Below are 19,847 nucleotides of genomic sequence, written 5' to 3' on the forward strand. Positions count from 1 at the left end.
GAGTCACAATGTCTGCAGGATTAGTACAAGCAGCTTACATTGTTGCTGCATTATTTTTCATCATGAGTTTGGCGGGACTTTCAAAGCAAGAGTCTGCTCGTAATGGTAACTACTACGGTATCGCTGGTATGACGATCGCGCTGATAGCGACGATCTTTAGCCCAGATGCGCAAGGTTTTGGTTGGATCATTATCGCGATGGCGATAGGTGGTGCGATCGGTATTTTCTATGCGAAGAAAGTAGAAATGACCGAGATGCCAGAACTGGTTGCGATTCTACACAGCTTTGTAGGTTTAGCTGCGGTTTTAGTTGGCTACAACAGTTACCTAGATGCGCCAGAAGCAGCAACACATGCTGAGCATGTTATCCACCTTGTAGAAGTATTCTTGGGTGTGTTCATCGGTGCCGTAACTTTCACCGGTTCAATTGTCGCATTTGGTAAGCTGCGTGGTGTGATTTCTTCGTCGCCACTTAACCTGCCTCATAAGCACAAAATGAACCTCGCAGCGGTTGTTATTTCTACGCTTCTTATGATCTACTTCGTAAAAGCAGATGGCAGCATGTTCGCTCTTATTGTGATGACTTTGATCGCGTTCGCATTCGGCTACCATTTAGTCGCTTCAATCGGTGGTGCTGATATGCCAGTTGTTGTCTCTATGTTGAACTCATACTCAGGTTGGGCAGCAGCGGCAGCAGGTTTCATGCTCGCAAATGATCTATTGATTGTAACAGGTGCTTTGGTAGGTTCATCAGGTGCGATTCTTTCTTACATCATGTGTAAAGCAATGAACCGTTCGTTTATCAGTGTTATTGCCGGTGGTTTTGGTCAAGAGATAGTGATTTCAGGTGACGAAGAGCAGGGCGAATATCGTGAAACAACGGCTGAAGAAGTTGCAGAGATGTTGAAGAATTCAAAATCAGTAATCATCACTCCAGGATATGGCATGGCAGTAGCTCAGGCACAATACCCTGTTCATGAAATTACTGATGTACTTCGTTCACAAGGTATTGAAGTTCGCTTTGGGATTCACCCAGTAGCGGGTCGTCTACCGGGGCATATGAATGTGTTACTCGCTGAAGCAAAAGTACCGTATGATATCGTTCTTGAAATGGATGAAATCAATGATGACTTTGCAGAAACCGATACCGTATTGGTTATCGGTGCTAACGATACGGTCAACCCAGCCGCACTGGAAGATCCGAACAGCCCAATCGCTGGTATGCCCGTATTGGAGGTATGGAACGCGAAAAACGTAGTGGTATTCAAGCGCTCAATGAATACTGGTTACGCAGGAGTACAGAACCCACTGTTCTTCAAAGAAAATACATCAATGCTATTTGGTGATGCGAAAGAAAGTGTTGAGTCTATTTTTAAAGCACTTTAACCATTCTTGATTTAAAACTATACAGGGTCAGCAATCGCTGGCCCTTTTTTGTTCCGTTTCAATGTTATAGTAATGCAAATCCTTCTGTTAGCAGATGTCAATTGCTTGTAGATTGATGTATAGTTTTGGCTAATGTAACAAGTGACGGTAACAGTTTGATTAAAAAGTTTTTGCTCGGTTTTGCAACTGTATTGCCGCTTTTTTCGGCACCTGCATTTTCCGATTCACTACCAGAAAGAATAGATACGTTTACAGAGCTATTTAACTATGAAGTAGCTCTTAAGTCGTACGATATTCGTATTCTGCAATCAAATTATCCTACCAAGTTACTTGCGCCAGATTCGCTTCTGCCGCAAACGTCTGACTATCCGTTAAAAGATATCCAACAGCTTTACAGCTTGGCGAATACTTGTCGTGGCAAATTACCATTAAGTCCTTTAATTACTGAGCCTTTAGTATTTACAAGAGCGATTTGTAAAGGGACGCAGCTGACACCTCGTTGGTTCTCGCGTAGTGGTCTCATTCACCCTGGTGGTGGGACGTACGCGGCACGTTATGTGGATAAGTATCCAGAACTCAAACCCAAACTATCTCAGTACATGCATATAAAAGAGCGTGATAACGAGGAAGGGGATGAGTTGCTAGAAAGCTTGAAAAACATGGATGACGACGCCATTAATGCTTTGATTGCAGGCGCGAGCATGTTTATTGAAGGTAACGAACTTTGGTTAAGACGTGGTGACCGTTACTTTGTTTTCGAGAAAGATATCTGGCAAGAGAACGTAGCGAATGCGGGTCTGTCATACGCTCTAGCGTCTCAAAGCAAAAGTTGCTTTGTTAAACGAGGTAATATTTGTTGGGATGTAGAAGATCACTCGCAAGTTTTGCGGATCAGTATGATCATACTGGTAATCGCCAATATTCTTTTGGTGATTGGTTGGGCGGTGTACCGTTGGAATAGTAAGCGAGAAGAACTACGTAGTAGAATGCTCGTGTTGCAAATTTTAACGCATGAGCTCAGAACACCGATTGCATCTCTGTCACTAACGGTTGAGGGCTTTCGTCGAGAGTTCGAGCATTTGCCTGAAAGTGTGTATGACGAATTCCGCAGATTGTGTGAAGATACGCGCCGCCTGCGTCAATTGGCAGAAGCGAGTAAAGATTATTTGCAATCTGATAACCAAAATGCTTGCAACAGACTGGGTACCATCCGTTGCAGATTGGTTAGAATTTAAGATCGAAGAAGAATTTGATAGTGCCGTGCTTTTTAACATCAATGAAGATGTGGCTGCTAAAGTTAATGTGTACTGGTTAGGAACTTGTATCGATAACTTGCTTCGTAATGCGCTTAAGTACGGTGTCGCACCGGTTGAATTGGATGTCTCAACTAGTGAAGAAAAAATAGTATTCCAAGTCCGAGATGCAGGAGGCCTAACGGCTAAAGATTGGGCAAATTTGAAGAAACCGTTCGTAAGTAAGAGCGGGTTAGGACTTGGATTAACAATCGTTGAATCTATGGTAGGCCGCATGGGCGGAAAAATGTCCTTAATGGGACCACCTACAACTTTTATATTGGAGATACCTTGTGAAACAGACACTGCTTCTCGTTGAGGACGATAAAAACTTGGCTGACGGCCTGTTAGTAAGCCTGGAACAAGCAGGATATGAGTGTTTACATGTGGAGCGTATTGCAGACGTAGAGCCACAATGGAAAAAAGCTGACTTGGTAATTCTCGATCGCCAACTCCCAGATGGTGACTCTGTACAATGTCTCCCAGAATGGAAACAGATTAAAGACGTACCAGTTATCTTGTTAACGGCACTTGTTACCGTAAAAGATAAAGTTGCAGGCCTTGATTCCGGCGCGAACGACTACTTAACAAAGCCTTTTGCTGAGGCGGAGCTTTTTGCGAGAATCCGTGCACAGCTACGAGCACCGGATTCAGCAGAACAAAGCAACGCTGATAAAGTGATTACAAAAGACTTAGAGATTGACCGCTCGACTCGTGAAGTGACTTATAAAGACGAGCTAATTACGCTTACTCGAACAGAGTTTGATTTGCTGCTATTTTTGGCGTCAAACTTAGGTCGCGTGTTTACTCGTGATGAGCTACTTGACCACGTTTGGGGTTACAATCACTTCCCGACAACACGTACGGTTGATACACATGTACTACAGCTTCGTCAAAAACTGCCAGGACTGGAAATTGAAACACTTCGTGGTGTTGGCTACAAGATGAAAGCATAAGTCGTAATGAAAATACTACTCCCTGTAGTTGTCTCATTAGCGTTAGTGAAACCAGTCCATGCGATGGACTGGTTTCAAACTAACACGCCTTTAACACAGGCACATCAACACTTACTTGAAGATGATCTTGCGGGTATGTTCAACTCTCTTGTTGAACTCTGGCAAACGGAACCAAGTAAAGATTTGACTCCTCACCTTAATGATCTTCTTGGTCAGTCACTATCTAAAAACTGTGGCAAGGCTCTCACTGGTGTAACGCTGCCTGATTGGATAAGTGGTGTGAACGTTATTCGTCAGACTATTCAAAGCCCTGGGCGAGATACATTTAGATTGGTGATCAAGCTAAGAGCTACAACTGACATCGAAAATATTTCATTTAATCGATGGGTGGATGATTCTATATCCGCGGACAGTTCATTCAGCTATGAACAACAGCCGAGCGGGACAGAACTTGCCAACGAGCGTAGCTACTCGAAACGCTATAACTTAACAGGTAAACTTGAAGCTGGTTTATATCACTTAACCGTTGTTTCTACTGATAAACAAGAGTATCGAACTTGGGTAATACTTGGAGATTCAAACTCTTCTCAATATGTTCGTTGGACATCTAAAGAGAATTGGAAAGTAGAAAAGAGCGCACTTCGTAATCCCCATTGTCCATTACCGCAACTTGAAGTCGGTTTGTATGACTACATTGATGGCCAGTACGAGCAAATGTGGAAAAAGACTTACGAGTCTAACTATCCAAATTCATTGGAGCTAGCGGGTGTCCCAAACGATAGATACGTATTGGCGGTAAGTATCAATAGTCGCCGTTGGCAGGGCGATATAATTGTTGAGCAGGCTCAAACTATTAGCCGAACCTATGATCTTTCCCAGGAAGAATAGTTAAAGAAATACTACTTGTGCCGATAAAGGTTCAGGACGAACTAAAATCACAAGTGTAGTATGAAAAACAAATATAAAATTCTTGCCACTTCTGTTGCTACTATTCTTTTCGCTAATGCTGCTTCTGCTGCTACTTATGCGATAGAGGCTCGTAGTGATGCAATGGGTGGCGTTGGTACCGTATCAGCAACTTATCTAACTGCGCCTTTTTTCAACCCCGCTCTTACTGCGATTTATCGCCGAAATGACGATGCAGGCATGATCGTGCCAAGTTTTGGTGGCAGCTACGATGATCAATATGATCTAGTTGATGAGATCGAACGCATCAGCAAATTGACAGACGTCGATGAAATCAAAAAATCGATGGATGCTATCGATGGGAAAAAGACAGACTTTGATCTTGGTGGTGTCGTTGCCATTGGTATTCCCAACAAATTCTTATCTGCAACTGCATACGGTAAGTTATACACTGAATCATTCGTACAACCAAATGTTGATACCTCAGGTACTAATCCATTAGATGATAGCTATGTACAAGGTGTTTCTATTGGCGTGGCTGAAGCTGGTATTTCACTTGCTAAATACACTAATTTCATGAACCAACACCTTTCTTTTGGTGTTACTCCTAAACTTCAGCGTATATACACGTACTCATACGCCACGAGTTTTCAGAATTTTGATACTAAAGACTTACGTGAAAATGAGACCGCGGAAACGATGTTTAACTTAGACGCAGGCGCACTTTGGTTCTTTGGCCCATATCGTCTCGGTATTTCAGCGAAAAATTTGATCGGAAGAGACGTTAAAACAAAATCATTCCAATATGGCAGCGATACGATAAAATCATACGAATATAGCATGCGTCCTGTATACACCGTTGGGGCAGGGATTGTTGCCGATTACTTTACGATGAGTGTTGACTACGATCTTAACGAAGAAAAACGTTTTTCATCCTTTGATGATAATACGCAAATGATTCGAGCTGGTATTGAATTTGATATTTTGCGTCAAATGGCATTACGAGCAGGGTATATGAAGAACTTAGCTCGAAGTAAGGACGAAGGAACCATTACTGCTGGTATCGGGTTGTCTCCACTTAAGTTGTTCGAATTGGATATCGCAGCTCAGTACACAAACGAGAACGCTATGGGTGCATCCATTAATTTCCTTGCTACCTATTAATTGAATCGTTATAGTCAGCTCCTCAAAATGAGGAGCTTTTTATGTTTGACGATTTACCCCCTCTATCTCACCAAGAACAACAACAAGCTGTAGAGAGAATTCAAGAATTGATGGCGAAGGGCACAAGTACTGCAGAAGCTATCAAAATTGTTGCCGAACGGATTCGTTCTGAGTACGCAGAAAAACAACAGCAACAAAACTAATCAATTCATGGACAGGGCATACGCCCTGTTTTTTTGCCTTTCTATTTTCTATTCCTTTACACTCCCAAACACCACCCTGGTTACGCTGTAACTAAAATTTACTATACCTCTATGATTGTAATCTTGTGCAATTACCTTTAAAACTAAATAGCGGGTTAGTAAAATTTTACCTCATCATATTAACCTTGGCTTACACAGTGCAGGTAGTTAGGCATTTTTTAAAGAACTTATAAGTTAAACTCTATTATATCAATTGTTTACCTCGGTCTTTTAATCTGCCAACCATATTGGTCGCGATTGATCTTGTAATTTAATTACAAAGCCCAAGAGAGCTTCGTTCTCAGACAGAAGATTATGCTAAAAAAAGAAAAAAGAGACACCGTAACTTATAACGATAATTAAACTAGAGTTATTAAATAAGCGATATAAGAACAGTAAGCACTCGCAGACATATGTAATAGATGAATCGAAATTCATCTTATTGAGCTGCTTTTTTAGCCGAAATACGTCTCCTGGATTTGAGCGGAGCGTTACATATTGAATATGCTTAATCTAAAGTAGTTTTACTAAACTAGGCGACGTTGAAGTGGGTAATATGAATCCTCAAGAGTAGTAGAAATCAAGAGCAGTAACGCGCATTACAACGTAACGTTTCCTGGCATCCTTCCTGTTAAATAGTCCGATAATTAGAGAAGAAATTTGAAAAACATCGTTGATCTTTGGATGAGTAGCAGTAGTTTTGATGTTGTGTTCGCTCTATGTGGACTAGACTTAATATGAGAACAAAAACTAACCAAGGGAGGAATGATGGGTTACAAGCACGTTTTGGTTGCAGTCGACTTATCTAAATCTAGCCAAGCCGTTATCGAAAAAGCAATAATGCAAGCAGATAACTCAAGCAGCAAACTCTCATTTGTTTACGTAGATGTTGATCGCATAGTCATGGAAGCGAAGGAAGAGCAAGAATTGGAAAGAAGGCTGCAAGAGCTCGCTGATAAATGCTTATACCCAGTAAACGAGACCATGGTAGTAATCGGCGATCTTCATATAAAACTATCGGGAATCGTCAAAAAAGAGGGGATAGATTTAGTTGTCTGTGGTCATCATCACAACTTATTGAGTCGCTTTTTTTCATCGATACCAAAGGTTGTGAACGAAGTTGAAGCTGATTTATTAATCGTCTATTTAGACGAGTGATCGACAACTCTTGTTCGCACTCATCATTTTTTGTCACTAAAAAGCCGAACGTTTATGTTCGGCTTGGTGTATCGGTGATAATAAAAGTTTTTAGCCAGGAATGATTGATGCCTCATGATGAGATAAAACAGATGCAGACTCCGCGTTTGACTGCAGATCAAAATGTACGTTAACTTGCACGCCTTCTCGCTCAAAAGTGACATCATCAAAATCGGTCATAGCGATTTTGAATCCATTTCTAGCAAAAAAGCCAGTCACCATAGTTCGCTGCTTAATTTCTAATGCAGACGCGAGTAGCTTATCCATGGCATTCTCCTTGGTTATTGTGGGGATATGGGTAGAAGATACACATAGATTGGTATGAAATCAATTTTATATAAAGTTGCTTTTGATGAAAATTTTAATGTAAGTCAATCTATCGTTTACCCCACGTGATTTATTCCACGCAAAACCTTGATAACAAGACGGCAGAGCATCTCACATTGTGATAGCAAGCATAAAGATGGGGGTGTTAATAAATACCTCTGAAACAATATGTTACAAAGATTAGCGTTAGGCCTAGTTGAGTAGACAACGCAAAATTCTAAATCTGAACAACCGCCCTAAAATGACTCACTCTTCAATACTTGTGATAACTCAGACCTAATAAAAGTAGATATCTCAGCTAGCTTTCTTGGCAAAGGGTTTTGATAAGGGTAGGCAATATACATGGAACGTTCTATATCAAAAGTTTGCGATATTCGGATGTTTTTGTCTATATAGTTACTTTTAATAAGATAGTTTGGAATGACACCAACCCCAACTCCCTCAGAAACAAAGTTTATTAAAATAGAGGTGTTATCAACTTCGATAACATCAGTATATTGATTTTTAATTGATTCCTTATTCGAATGATGTTTGTAGATTAATAGTGTTTTGTTGTTGGCATTACTTACCCTAGATATCAAAACATCACTATAATCACCAATTTTATGTGCAATAAGAGTGTCATCAATAACATTATTAAGCCTAATCGCTAAATCTACATTGCTTTCTAATAAATTTTCTACATTGTTACTTGACGATATTTCAAAATCAACTTTTGGATATCGTTCTTTTAAGTCTTTAAGAACAGAACCAAAAATAGAAGAGGCTATAGAGTTGGGCATTGTGATTTTAAACTTTCCATCAATGCATTCACTCAACGAGCTAGCTCTGTAATTTAACTCGTGCAAACTCTCTAACGTCTTGATAGCAAGCTCTCTAATGCTTTCGCCATGATCAGTTAAAACGAGTTTCCTTGTTGTTCTGTGGACGAGTGTTACGCCAAGTTGTTTTTCTAATGCTGCTAGCTGCCTGCTGACTTGAGCCTTCGACTTTCCAAGTTCTTTTGATGCCTCAGTAAGAGAGAGGTGTTTACAAATGGCTGCAAAGCAGATCAGCTCATTGTTCATCAATTCCATGATTGTTACCTTTTTGCAACTCTGAGTCACGTTGTCTTTTAACTGGTGGAAAAGTATAACTTGCATCATCGGAGGGGACAATGATATTTAAAAGCCGCCATGAAATAATGGCAGACTACTATCTTAATAAAACCATATTGGATATTAAGTTAAACCGATATCCTGAAGGAATTAACTCAATCGGATTAAATATAGAAAATAAAGATTTAAAAATAAAAAATTGTCTCGCAAAATTACTAAGTTGGATTCGGGTGATTTAATGTTGATTGTGCATCATTGATAAAGACTCATTTCATATCGGAAAAAGTAATAATAAAAGTTGAAATTGATTATTTAAATTATAAAGTTAAACGTGTGAGGATATTTAAATATGAAGACTGCAACACAAAATTCGAAAAGATCTGTTTATCAGAAAGATACATTGTATAGAATTATAAATAATATTAGTACTTTGTATACCAAATCACTAGTAAAATTATTTGGTGAAGAGTTGAGAGTCCATCATTGCAAACATAAGATTAATGTAAGAACCACTAACGAGTTGAGTGAACATATGAAGAAAGATCTAGGTATAGATTGAAAAGTAGCGAGTTTACACTTGTTAGATTCCTTGTTCCTATAAAGATAATCTAGTACTTACACTTTTGGGTTAAGCAAATGCGTGTCCATGTTGACTCATATTGAACGAGCAAGATGCAAAACCAACGTGCATGGTGTCGGACGTAACCAAAGATACAGTTCAAGTGGTCGCTGTGGTGGAATCGAAGTTCATGGCCCATACAAGACAGCTGATGAAGCTTGCAAAGCAGCAACAGCCAAATACGGTGTAACTAAACTGACTTCACCAATGCTAATCTTCTAACCCTTAAGTTCGTATTATATGTGTTATGTTAAATATGGTGGGTTTTAAGTTAACTTCATAAGAAGCCTACTTTCAATCAGTTATAGGTCTTGTTTTATTAGTGAGCAGTTTAAGTTTTGGGTTTACCATAAGTTCATATACCAACAGTTTTGGTTTTTTCATAAGTTCACTAATGTTTTCTATTTAACAGTACACTGATTTACCATAATTAGGTCTCAGCTATTTCACATAAAATAGCTAATATGGATCTTAATAATCTACGATTTTTAAGATCCATATTAGGTTTAATCTAGTATAAACAAAGGCTTGCATTGGATCTTTACCCATTCTTGATTGCTCTCGACCAAGTTTCTAAATTTCTATACTTTTTCTGCTTATTCAGTGACTCAAGAAAGAGCCAAGATTTTAGATCTATTGGTACTATTCATATCTTCAATCAATTCAACTCTTTCCAAGTAAAGTTTCCTTACCGCCTTTAGAGCTATGTCCAAACAACGGTCTCTACAATCAACGGCCTGCTCATGCGTCAACTCTTTTACTCCATGAACTAATTTGCTTCGTATGTTGTAGTGCTCATTTACGAATTTTTGAAGATTGTTTCTCTGCTCATCTGTTTCACCTAGCAACTTTGCTATAGAAACAGATATCCTAAAACTCAGTTCAGCATTTCCTCCAAATAGATTTTCCCAAGCAATGATGGTGTCAACAAAACCATCTATTGGGTCTTGTCTTTGATTTATTGCAGATAAAATCCGCCGTATTGCTAACCTGATCGTAGTATCTTCAACCTCTTTTAAGTTTTTGCACCAATCGATTATTCCTTCACTATCAGCCAATATATGAAAGTTTACTGGTGATCTTGGCTCAGAAATCCATGATAAGTTAGTACCTTGACTTATTGGATCAAAAATCATTGTCCACGCCAAAGACATTCCCACAGGAGGTGTCCTATCACAAGCTAAAGAAAAGCATAGGGATACGTTTTCTGTTATTTCACTGAGTCGATTTCTGGCACTATCAAGTTCTTTCGGCCATATGTTTTTCTTACCATCATCTCCAAAGTTAATCTGATATGGATACTCAGACTCTACGACAAAACCAAGTTTGTATTGTTTCCCGTCAATATTCGTTATAGATGTATTGTTAGGTGCTAGTTCTGATATTCCTTCACTAACTGGACGAAGTGTTCCCCACTCAGTTTTAATTTCACCCACGTCATCTAATGATATATTGTTGAACCCTAGGAATACTGGCACATTCACAACATCTCCACTTATGCAACGTCGAATTGTATCAACAGTAGATTCCGCAGCGTTTGAGAACGCTTTTAAACTAAGCTCTCCTCTCATTCTCATCAGTTCAAATGAATTTACCACCAATGTTGCTGGTAAAGTGGCTAGTTGGACTCCACCGCCGTGGCCTGTTGAGGTCGTATATGACCCCCACGTTTCGCATTCATTTGTACCTACTTGATCAAAAACAGAAGAGATAACATCATCTTTCATCAATTCTTCGCAAAGCTCTTTATATTCAGGAAGTTGGTAAATTGTAGAGCTGATATTGTGATGCATTTTGTTATAAAAGCTTGGTTTATTAGTAACCTTAATAAGAAATAGAGGGTATAACTTTGACGCCACGCGGTTTATTATTTGTACAATCAGATCATTACTCTTATATACATTCACAGTTCCTCCCATTTGTTCATGCCAAACATTAAATATATGTTTATCACTTACGAAAATATTTGGAAGACTGTGGAAGACTGCAAAGTCAACGTCGCCTTGATCAATACCTTGCATGCGAAGTTGCCTACAAATTTTAATGAATTGCTGTAGGATCTGAGCCTTATCCTCTTTAAGCTCAAGGTTTGAGTTCAAAACATTTACTGCATCTTCTTCGGAAATGTTTAGAATGTATGAAACAATTCGGTGTCCCATATTTTTAACAAATAGTGGCACATTTACTTTAGGCATTCAGACACCTCATACTTATCCAACGTTTTATTAGGCTGAATCCTCATTAAGTTCTCTGAGTCTTCACTCTAGCTATCAAGTAATCTTCTCGCGTAACTTCAAAATAATCAACAGATCTTATTATTTAGGTATCTAGGCTTGGACCTATTTGAGATTCTTAACCTCTAACTCAAAACTAAAATGTTAACTTTACTAATACTCCACCTACAGGCGTGACCAAAAACATCTCTGAATTTTATATTTAAGCAAAAGGACTAAGGTTTAATAGCTAAGCAGGATTGGCGCTAGAACTTTATCCAGTGTAATACGGACTGTCTTTAGAATAGGTAGAAAATGAGTGATGAAAAACAGCTTCAAGATCTGTTACCCATTTTTGATAACGAGTACGTTTTCGATGTCCACTGTAGAGCTTATTGTAGGTAACGGAGAAAGTTGGTCGCATCGTGTAAACGATATATTCAACGGGTTTGCCATCCAAAACAGTATAAGGTGAACCGTCCTTACGCCATTTCATGTTCCAGTAAGATTATCTTTTCTGCAAAAAAGAGTTCTGCTGATTCAATTGTTAAGTATTGGTTGAGAAACTTGAAATTTTTCTTCTCTATTTTATCAATTTCTTCATCATTCTCATCGGCATATCTTGACTGTAACTCTATGTAGAAATTTCGTATCTCTGTATTAGTTCCGTCCTTTGAGGAGCGAAAGTAACGAATATCCCTGAAATTACATTTTTTGACGATATGGGCAGAGTGAGTGGAGATGAAAGTTTGAAGTCCTCTAATTCCTTTTAGAGTTTTTGTAATTTGATCAATGAATACATACTGTAATTGTGGGTGAGTATGAGCTTCAGGTTCTTCAATAAATAGAACGTTTATATCTCGCTGAGACTTTTCAAAATCAGCCTTCTCTATCTCTATATTTAAAAGAAGGTAGAGGATATTCATATACCCTAATCCATTTTGATGCTCAGGAAGTTCGGTACCATTGTTCCCATAGGTAATTTTAGAATGACTTGCCATGATCTCCTTGGACTGGAGATCAGATATAACATTTAAGTTAGTAAGCCCAAGAAAGGACTTCGCATTTTTAAGGAATGGCTTAAAAAAGGTTTTGTAGTTGCTGCTAAGTTGGCTATCGGCCTCAATAATAGAGGAGTTGATCCCATCTAGCTCATCATGAGAAATCTTGACCTTACTGTTGTAGAACTGTGTTGTGAGGTGTGAAAGAATTTTTCGTTCTTGAGGTTTTGCATCCGAACTCGTTACATTTCTATTTGCTTGAATTATCTTTAAATTGATTAGGTTATTAACGTGAGATGCATCTTTTAGGATTAGGTTTGAGCGATGCTTCAGTTCAAAATCACTATGCTCATTAAAGATGTAATGATTAATTTGGATGTAATCAGAAAGGTTCTTTTTGATGAACTCATCTTTTCTTTTTGTAACATCACCAAGAGCCTTTAGGAGCTTTGATTTATTGATCGTGGCTTCAAAGGAAATTCGTGCTGTATTGCATTTCGGATCAAGGTCTACAATGAATTCAGAAAGGTTCTGTAGGTTATCTTCTTCGCCATATTTAATACAAAGGGATAGCCTAATTGCTAGCGAGAATTCATCTGTCTGTTGACTGATCTTAAGGATGTCGCCACGCAGACTCAATGGGAAGTCATCGTAGTAAAACTTCTTTGACTTCAGAAATTTTTCAAATAGTACTATGAAAGATGTCTTACCAGAGTTATTTTTTCCTATCAGAAGAGATAGCTCGTTATTTAACTCATCTGATAGATCTAATGTTGTGTCTTTAAGTAACCTGAAATTCTGTATTCGTATATTGCTTATGTGCATCTGTACTCCTTGTGAAAAGAGAGACGCTATAGTTCCCTCCCCCTAAAAACCAGTCGTTAATTTATTGCTAAAAACACAATACGAGTTAGGTTTCATATTTTCAGTGAGATGGGTCAAACTTAAACGAAACTTCTCTACCCCCTGACAATTTCATAAGGTTAATGAAGCCCACTCCGCTTGCTGCTACGGAGGCAGGTGACATCAATGTGCCAATCGTTCCTATATCCCCCGTGACGGATAAAGAAAATAACTTACGCCTGAGGGCGAGCACAGGCGAACGTGAATAGGCTAGAGTTTTGAACTGATTTAACGCAACTACGCCCCACTTTCGCCCTGATTGACATTAAAAAACATTTACTTTCAATGTGCTACATTGATTGATTTGTGATTTTCAGGAAATATTCCTGCAAACCTATTCTAAATAAACGTGTTGAGTTTGCAGCATTTTTATAAATGCGACCTTTGGTGTCCAATTCCATAACCGGACAATTTTTCCAGTGTTTTGCATTCTTGCTGTAGTCAAGCTTCCCAAGTTCTAGCCCTGCATTTTGAAGTACTTTGGGCGACATACCATCCTTTACTAGTTGGTGGATAACTAGACCTAATGCTTGCCAAACTTGAGGGGACAGTTGATATCCAGAACGATTGCTGACAAACGATTCTTTCAAAGGTTTCAGCCACCCTCCCATGAATGCAGAGATGTTATTCATATAACCACCTGCAAGTATCGATGTTAGGCTCTCTCCCGACTCCAATACTATGTCTTTAGGCATCTTACTGTATTCTTGTGTGCCAGCTCCTGCTACCGCACCGACGAGCAACTTAAACAAGATAAATTGGGTTGTAATAGCCCTCTCAGATACCCTGACGTGCTTAGCATCAAAGTTGACGCCACCATAAGCCTCGATATTAGTGTCTTCGATTAACTGAAGAATAAATGGACGTAACGGGAAGTCACCTTCACCAGGTAGGTTATTACCTTCACTAACATGAGGCAGATTTAGAGCTGTGTCGAAGAGTGCACTTTTTTTAAATAAATGAACGATATCTGCGACATTCAACCCTTTCTCATCATCAAAAATAACTCGAATCTCAACATTTTCCATTGCCAATCGTTGTCGAGCTAGGCTTTTTTGATTGATTTCTTTGGCACTTAACCTTGAGCTAAACAAGAAAGTCTTAATTCCTAACATTCTACATATGGCAACGAAAGTAAGCACATTACCAACAATATGGGTACTGCTTGAATTAAAAGCCAAAGATGACAAGCTGCGAGAAGTACCATCCAAGAAAGGCTTCCCCTCAATAGCAAACGTGATAGAAAGCGGTGCAAAAGCCTCGCCTTTAACCACTCGTTCTTCAAGCTCTGCTTGAATAGCTTTTACTTTATCTAAGTTTGTAGCATTGGTTGCTGCATCAATGATCCATTTCAACTCCGATCTAACATTCTCAGCGGAAAAATATGCATCAATCTCAACCATCTGCATAGTTGTAATGAGGGTTTTACAAGTTTTTCCCTTAGCCGAAAGCAACATGCCAGTGATTTTTTGTTCTAAGGCTTTCAATTCTTTATGTCCAACATCGTGTTTATCGCAGTTTAATTTACAAATAAAAATTGATCCGACATGCTTGTCGGATCAATAATGTTCACTGGGTACTACCTAATTCGCACTCAGAGCACTATGTTGCCACATACAGAGCAAAGGAAGAAAACATGACAGAATCACGTATCGGGGATACCGATGAAATTTCAAATGCAGATCTAGAGAACTCTATTGTAAGCAGTCTAGTAAGTCGCTTTGACGAAAGTGAACGAACAAGCTACCTAGCCAGTTCAACTAATCTGCTAAAAAACTCGAACGAAACAGTTACCCCAGCTCAGCTAGAAGAGATCTTCAAAGCGAATGCTAAATATTATGCAGGGGTAAAAGTCGTACAAACTACACTTAAACATACCACCATTTTCATTAGCCCTCAGTTGGCGAGAGATATGTTGACTTTTTCTAGTCGAGGGACGGTAAACAAAAAAAATAAAAATAGGCGACTTAGTAAGCCCAAAGTCAAAAAGTATGCAGAAGCAATGAAAAATCGGGAGTGGTGCCTAACTGGCGAGCCGATCATAATTTCTCATGAGGGGGAAATTCTTAACGGCCACCATAGATTGGAAGCCGCGTGTGAAGCTCGTGTAGGTTTTATAGCGCCTATAACTTATGGCGTTACTGATGATTTAAGTTTTGCACATATTGATGTGGGAAACATACGTTCACGATCACAAGTATTAGAGATGGCAGGAGTTAAAGTTAGTGCTTCAGTACTCTCTCGCGTCGCCATGTTAGCCAAAGCGTTTGACATGACTAAGAACCCATTCGCTTTTCGTGGGACGCAAGGTACGTCGTTTCAACCCGCAGAGATTTTGGCATACGTAGAAGATCATAACGAGCTGGCACTATCTGTGCATTTCATCTCAGAGATATTTAAAAAACACCGACTCGAAAGCCAAGCTTCTGAAACAATCTATGCGTTTGCACATTACCTAATAAAAAAACAGCTTTCTGCTTGTGAATATGAGAATTTGCCTCTTTGTCCAGAAACCTATCTCACCCGTATAATCTCATCGTTAGGATTAAGCTCTGAAGACGATATTGAATATCAGGTTAGGAACTACCTTCAATCAATCGTTCACGAATCAACATCGTATTCGCTACTTTGCAAACTATCAGCGATCTTTAAGGGCTGGAACTCGCATCTCGGTCTTACGATTTCGGGCAACAGGATTGCAGTGCGTCGAGTTGCTCGCTATAAAAAAGATGAAAGTGGAAACAAAATCCCACTGACCGCTGCTGGTAATATTAACGAACCATTTACTGTACCATGCGTATCCAAAGGCCCTACCCCAAAACGAATTCAGAAACAAAGCAATGTGCAAATAAAACAATAAAGATAGTTAGGCAGGCATGCCTGCCTTCTGTAAGGTGAAACCTATGAAAGAGCTTATCCACGAACTGAGTCTGTTGAATGATAACGCTTTGTATCTGTTTACGGTTGACAATGTAAGGCTACAAGGAGACTTTGCCGAGTTTTCTCTAACTATTCATACGTCATCCCAGCTTTTGAGTCGATGGCGTATTACATGTAGGGACTGCCTTAAAGCCCACATAGATCGAACAAACCTAGCCCGAGAAGTGATGATTAAATACGACATATTTATTATTGGGAGCACCTATTTTTCTGGATCAAATTTTGATGCTATGAAATTAAGGTAGTTGCATTTATCAATTTACGTTGAAGATATAAACATGACCACAGAAGACATACTGCACACAATACACGAAGAAGTGGGAGGGAAAATTATAGCATCGGTCACACTAACTGATTCTGGAAATCTTATAGTCCAGTATGGCGATAAAGTGGTGGTCTATAAAAATGCTACATCAGCTATGCCTGCCTCGGAACTTTTAAAAATAGTGGCTGATTTCATCAACTGATTTCGTTTCTAAAAAGGGAAGTTCGTTTTGTTTGCCACATCCTAGCACTACTTTCACTAACTTTTTGTCATCAAGAGCAGTTTGCTTTGCACCTGCTATAAAATCATCAATAGGCATAGGTACATACAGTAAGGGAACGAAATGTTAACATGCTCTTCCTACTTCATTTTTATCAAAAGCTATACCAGTTTTCCTCTAAGCACATAACACAGCGTTAAGTGGTGAGCAACACAATACAGAAGCTTCCACAGACCACCTTAAACGCTAAACGCAACACATAGTAAAAAATGCCATGCGTTGCGGATCACTCTTAAATGCTTGTTAGGCATTTATAGGTTGACTATTGGCTATTAGTATCCTCTTTGCAATAAACTCTATTAACTTTAAATCTGGGCTTATATGTTTAGTCTCATTAGATAATGGATGGAGTGTTTCAACATTATCCTGAACTCCCTTGGTATGTACAATCCGACATCTTATTTCATAGATACGTTTTGCTATTTCAGAGTAAAGAACATCACTATCTTCAAATTGAAGATTTATTGCTTGGTTTGCTAATTTCTTTATTTTTTGGTTGTTGAATGTATCCTTACCAAACTCCTGTTCAGTAAAAAAACCTTCTACTTCCTCGATATCAACGCAGTGCTTCAAGGTAGCTTTTAGCTGCTCAAGTTCATTACCAAACGCGTTGCTGTTGGCATTATATTTAACTATGTTTAGTATCTTAGATAAGTCTTTATCTTTTGACACGTCAAATTTTGGATCTTTCAGTAGATTCTTAATTCTCAGTTGAGCATCTCTATTTGAATACACCGTATAATAAAATTCAATGGTTTGATAATATGCTAAGTATTGTCCTAGGGGCATACCTATAAGTGACCGTGCATTCCAATATAATGACAGAGCTTCTACATCATATTTATAATCAAAGTTAGGAATAACAATGCAATCCTCGGTATAACCATTATGCCGCTTCCCTATCGGTTTTTGCTCTGAGATTAATTGTAATGGCAACCCTGTAACTTCATCGAGCTGAAAGCAAACTGAAGACATTAATTCTCTTACAAGCTTCAATGCCTCACCATGTTTTTTTATATTTAAACCACTAATTTTAAGTGTAGTAGGATATACTTTTCTAATGCGAACTCGTCTCGGTTGTTGGAAACTATAAAAGTCAGCAAACGTTTCAGATGCAGGTGAGATCTCAATTCTACATTTCTCATCATCTTTTAGAACAATTTTAAACTCTCTATTTCGGATTGAACCTAGATCCTCAATCCTGATGTGACGAGCTAATATCATTTCCCATAGCCCTGTATCTCGTGGACAATCAATCTGACATTCCACAATACCTAATTCGCTTGACCAAATTGCTTCATAACCAGAGACAAAACGATACTTATAAAAGTCGTCTTTATTAAACTGTTCAGCAATTCTTCCACTTCTAATATAGAGTTCAGTGTAACCCCGTTCACGCTTTATTTTTAAAATGAGACGGGAAATTTCATCCTTCTCATCAAACTCATATTCAACGCCATTCTGATCACAAAGATCAATTATTTTTTTAATATTATCGTCCATGACACCTCCAAATTTTAGTATGCCTAACGCCGCATTAAGGTGTGAGCAACACTACCACAAACCGAAACCATATCACCTTAAACACAAAAACTGACGTGGAATGAAAAATGCCACAATTTGTGAATACCTCTTGAACAGTTCGCTAAGGCTGTTCTACAACTTCTTCTACTTTTACAATAGCGTACACAATAGTTTTAGTTGCATCTTGGGTATTCAACTCTTTACACATATATATGCACTGTTCAGCCATAACAGCGCTTTTCCACATATCCCAGTTTTCTGTGGATTGAACAATGCCTGTTTTTACAGAACTAAATGGGACATCTGGTTCTAATAAATCATGTACAGTTATGTAGGTTTTAGCTCCTTTTCTCACTATCGTTGCACTAGCACGAGAAGAAAAGCTGTTAACTAGTACAGCTTTTTCAATTGACATCGAAAACTCTTCTAGGCCATGTGGAGCATTTTCACCACAGATAAGTGGGTACATTTCATCACCAGCACCAAGTGTTACAATTTGCATTTTACCATCACGTACACTTACTCTAGACACGTCATGCTTTGGGAAGCCTGTTAGTTGCAACTCCTGTTTGCCTACTTTAACAACACCCTTATTGGGATATAACCATGGGTTATGCGCCCTCTGGCGACCTTTGTGAGTTACATGGTCTATTTTTGAAGAGTTCGGATTAAATCTTAATTCCCCATGCTTCTTCTCTAACTCGCAACCTATTTCTTTTTTTATAAATTTAAGTGCTCGACTTACAGCCTTACTGGAAGGGCTTCCCAAGAAGCTAATTAGAATAAAAGAGTATGAATTTATCGTAACGGAATGGCATAATGAAAACTGAACACCTAGTTCCAATTCTGGCAATCTTAAATCAGAAACTCTGATATCTCTTGCTTTTACTTCCTCACCATTTACCCAACCATTTTTCATTACGCAACCAAGCAAATAAATTTGGTTAGGGCAGCCTGAGTCGCCAATCATGAACTTCTTATATGGAAGAAAGACTTGTGATGGTGTTTTAAAACTTCTTGCTGAATTGTAAAGGACTTTTAGCAACCACCTAACTAATAACTCTCTATCAAATTGAATATTTTTTACAGACAACAACTCTTCATTAAAAAACTTGCTAAACAATATTGAAGCGTAGTTATCTAAGTTACTTAAATGAACATTATTGCATTCTGCACATACATCTTTTACTACCGGAGCTGATGGAAGATATTTCTTCGTAGATGCACTATAATACAAGCCCTCTTTTTCTCGTTTTTTCTCAAAGAAATCTGGGAAAACATGTTCCCTTGTAAGTTTCTTATCCAAATCACAAAATGCACAAATAGCCATACTTTTTTCTCCAAAGCCCTAACACCACTGTTAAGTGGTAAACAACGCTACCACCAAGCCAAAACCATTGCACCGTAAACACGAAACCCAACTTTGAACTGATAATGCCATGGTTGCGAATCACTCTTAAACAGTTTGTTAAATTCCTAAAAACTAGCCCTAGCCGTTCCCAATATTTCCCCACCTTTCATATGAACTCGTATATA

General features: G+C 38.7%; 16 protein-coding genes and 1 pseudogene. 9 read left to right on the forward strand and 8 right to left on the reverse strand.

Annotated elements, in window-relative coordinates:
* Window positions 1-8 precede the first annotated feature (8 nt).
* The 7 genes and pseudogenes from pntB to J4N43_RS19720 all read left to right on the forward strand — a co-directional run bounded on the left by pntB (window position 9) and on the right by J4N43_RS19720 (window position 7,103).
* Entirely contained in the window at window positions 9-1,385 is a 1,377-nt protein-coding gene (gene pntB / locus J4N43_RS19690) for a Re/Si-specific NAD(P)(+) transhydrogenase subunit beta (protein ID WP_005376248.1), read from the forward strand.
* A gap of 155 nt (window positions 1,386-1,540) precedes the next feature.
* Window positions 1,541-2,996 (forward strand): annotated as a pseudogene (gene vxrA, locus J4N43_RS19695) (sensor histidine kinase VxrA).
* Window positions 2,971-3,633 carry a response regulator transcription factor VxrB gene (vxrB, locus tag J4N43_RS19700; RefSeq protein WP_005376251.1) on the forward strand — a complete coding sequence of 221 codons (663 nt, stop codon included), beginning with the start codon at window positions 2,971-2,973 and terminating at the stop codon, window positions 3,631-3,633. Before vxrA ends, vxrB begins: the two are co-directional and overlap by 26 nt.
* A gap of 6 nt (window positions 3,634-3,639) precedes the next feature.
* The gene (locus J4N43_RS19705; protein ID WP_033907061.1) at window positions 3,640-4,521 is read left to right on the forward strand and encodes a DUF2861 family protein; all 882 of its coding nucleotides are present in this window, start codon (window positions 3,640-3,642) and stop codon (window positions 4,519-4,521) included.
* Window positions 4,522-4,581: 60 nt separating this feature from the next.
* Window positions 4,582-5,703 carry a conjugal transfer protein TraF gene (locus tag J4N43_RS19710; RefSeq protein ID WP_053349901.1) on the forward strand — a complete coding sequence of 374 codons (1,122 nt, stop codon included), beginning with the start codon at window positions 4,582-4,584 and terminating at the stop codon, window positions 5,701-5,703.
* Between the two features lie 41 nt (window positions 5,704-5,744).
* On the forward strand, window positions 5,745-5,906 hold the full coding sequence (locus tag J4N43_RS19715; protein ID WP_005376257.1) for a YoaH family protein: 162 nt from the start codon (window positions 5,745-5,747) through the stop codon (window positions 5,904-5,906).
* A gap of 807 nt (window positions 5,907-6,713) precedes the next feature.
* A complete protein-coding gene (locus J4N43_RS19720; RefSeq protein ID WP_053349900.1) occupies window positions 6,714-7,103 on the forward strand; it encodes a universal stress protein in 390 nt (129 codons plus the stop codon).
* Between the two features lie 90 nt (window positions 7,104-7,193).
* On the opposite strand, the gene J4N43_RS19725 is transcribed toward J4N43_RS19720, so the two are convergent.
* Complete coding sequence (locus tag J4N43_RS19725) at window positions 7,194-7,409, reverse strand: hypothetical protein (RefSeq protein ID WP_053349899.1); 216 nt, start codon at window positions 7,407-7,409, stop codon at window positions 7,194-7,196.
* Window positions 7,410-7,705: 296 nt separating this feature from the next.
* On the reverse strand, window positions 7,706-8,545 hold the full coding sequence (locus J4N43_RS19730; RefSeq protein WP_053349988.1) for a LysR family transcriptional regulator: 840 nt from the start codon (window positions 8,543-8,545) through the stop codon (window positions 7,706-7,708).
* A 667-nt stretch (window positions 8,546-9,212) separates the two neighbouring features.
* On the opposite strand from J4N43_RS19730, the gene J4N43_RS19735 reads away from it, so the two are divergent.
* A complete protein-coding gene (locus J4N43_RS19735; RefSeq protein WP_226082992.1) occupies window positions 9,213-9,407 on the forward strand; it encodes a hypothetical protein in 195 nt (64 codons plus the stop codon).
* Between the two features lie 386 nt (window positions 9,408-9,793).
* On the opposite strand, the gene J4N43_RS19740 is transcribed toward J4N43_RS19735, so the two are convergent.
* The 3 genes from J4N43_RS19740 to J4N43_RS19750 all read right to left on the reverse strand — a co-directional run bounded on the left by J4N43_RS19740 (window position 9,794) and on the right by J4N43_RS19750 (window position 14,759).
* Complete coding sequence (locus J4N43_RS19740; RefSeq protein ID WP_053349897.1) at window positions 9,794-11,380, reverse strand: HEPN domain-containing protein; 1,587 nt, start codon at window positions 11,378-11,380, stop codon at window positions 9,794-9,796.
* Window positions 11,381-11,880: 500 nt separating this feature from the next.
* Window positions 11,881-13,224, reverse strand: a complete 1,344-nt coding sequence (locus J4N43_RS19745; protein WP_199266786.1) for an ATP-binding protein — start codon at window positions 13,222-13,224, stop codon at window positions 11,881-11,883.
* A gap of 368 nt (window positions 13,225-13,592) precedes the next feature.
* The gene (locus tag J4N43_RS19750) at window positions 13,593-14,759 is read right to left on the reverse strand and encodes a hypothetical protein (RefSeq protein ID WP_053349890.1); all 1,167 of its coding nucleotides are present in this window, start codon (window positions 14,757-14,759) and stop codon (window positions 13,593-13,595) included.
* 179 nt (window positions 14,760-14,938) lie between these two features.
* Between J4N43_RS19750 and J4N43_RS19755 the strand changes: the two genes are divergently transcribed.
* Entirely contained in the window at window positions 14,939-16,162 is a 1,224-nt protein-coding gene (locus tag J4N43_RS19755; protein ID WP_053349889.1) for a chromosome partitioning protein ParB, read from the forward strand.
* Window positions 16,163-16,679: 517 nt separating this feature from the next.
* On the opposite strand, the gene J4N43_RS19760 is transcribed toward J4N43_RS19755, so the two are convergent.
* From J4N43_RS19760 to J4N43_RS19775, 3 genes are all read right to left on the reverse strand, one after another.
* Window positions 16,680-16,826: a hypothetical protein gene (locus J4N43_RS19760; RefSeq protein ID WP_155487281.1), complete on the reverse strand. Its 147-nt coding sequence runs from the start codon at window positions 16,824-16,826 to the stop codon at window positions 16,680-16,682.
* A 204-nt stretch (window positions 16,827-17,030) separates the two neighbouring features.
* On the reverse strand, window positions 17,031-18,290 hold the full coding sequence (locus J4N43_RS19770; protein ID WP_053349886.1) for a hypothetical protein: 1,260 nt from the start codon (window positions 18,288-18,290) through the stop codon (window positions 17,031-17,033).
* 142 nt (window positions 18,291-18,432) lie between these two features.
* Complete coding sequence (locus J4N43_RS19775; protein ID WP_053349885.1) at window positions 18,433-19,641, reverse strand: hypothetical protein; 1,209 nt, start codon at window positions 19,639-19,641, stop codon at window positions 18,433-18,435.
* Window positions 19,642-19,847 lie beyond the last annotated feature (206 nt).

It is taken from the genome of Vibrio sp. SCSIO 43009 (assembly GCF_023716525.1).
Taxonomy (GTDB): domain Bacteria; phylum Pseudomonadota; class Gammaproteobacteria; order Enterobacterales; family Vibrionaceae; genus Vibrio; species Vibrio alginolyticus.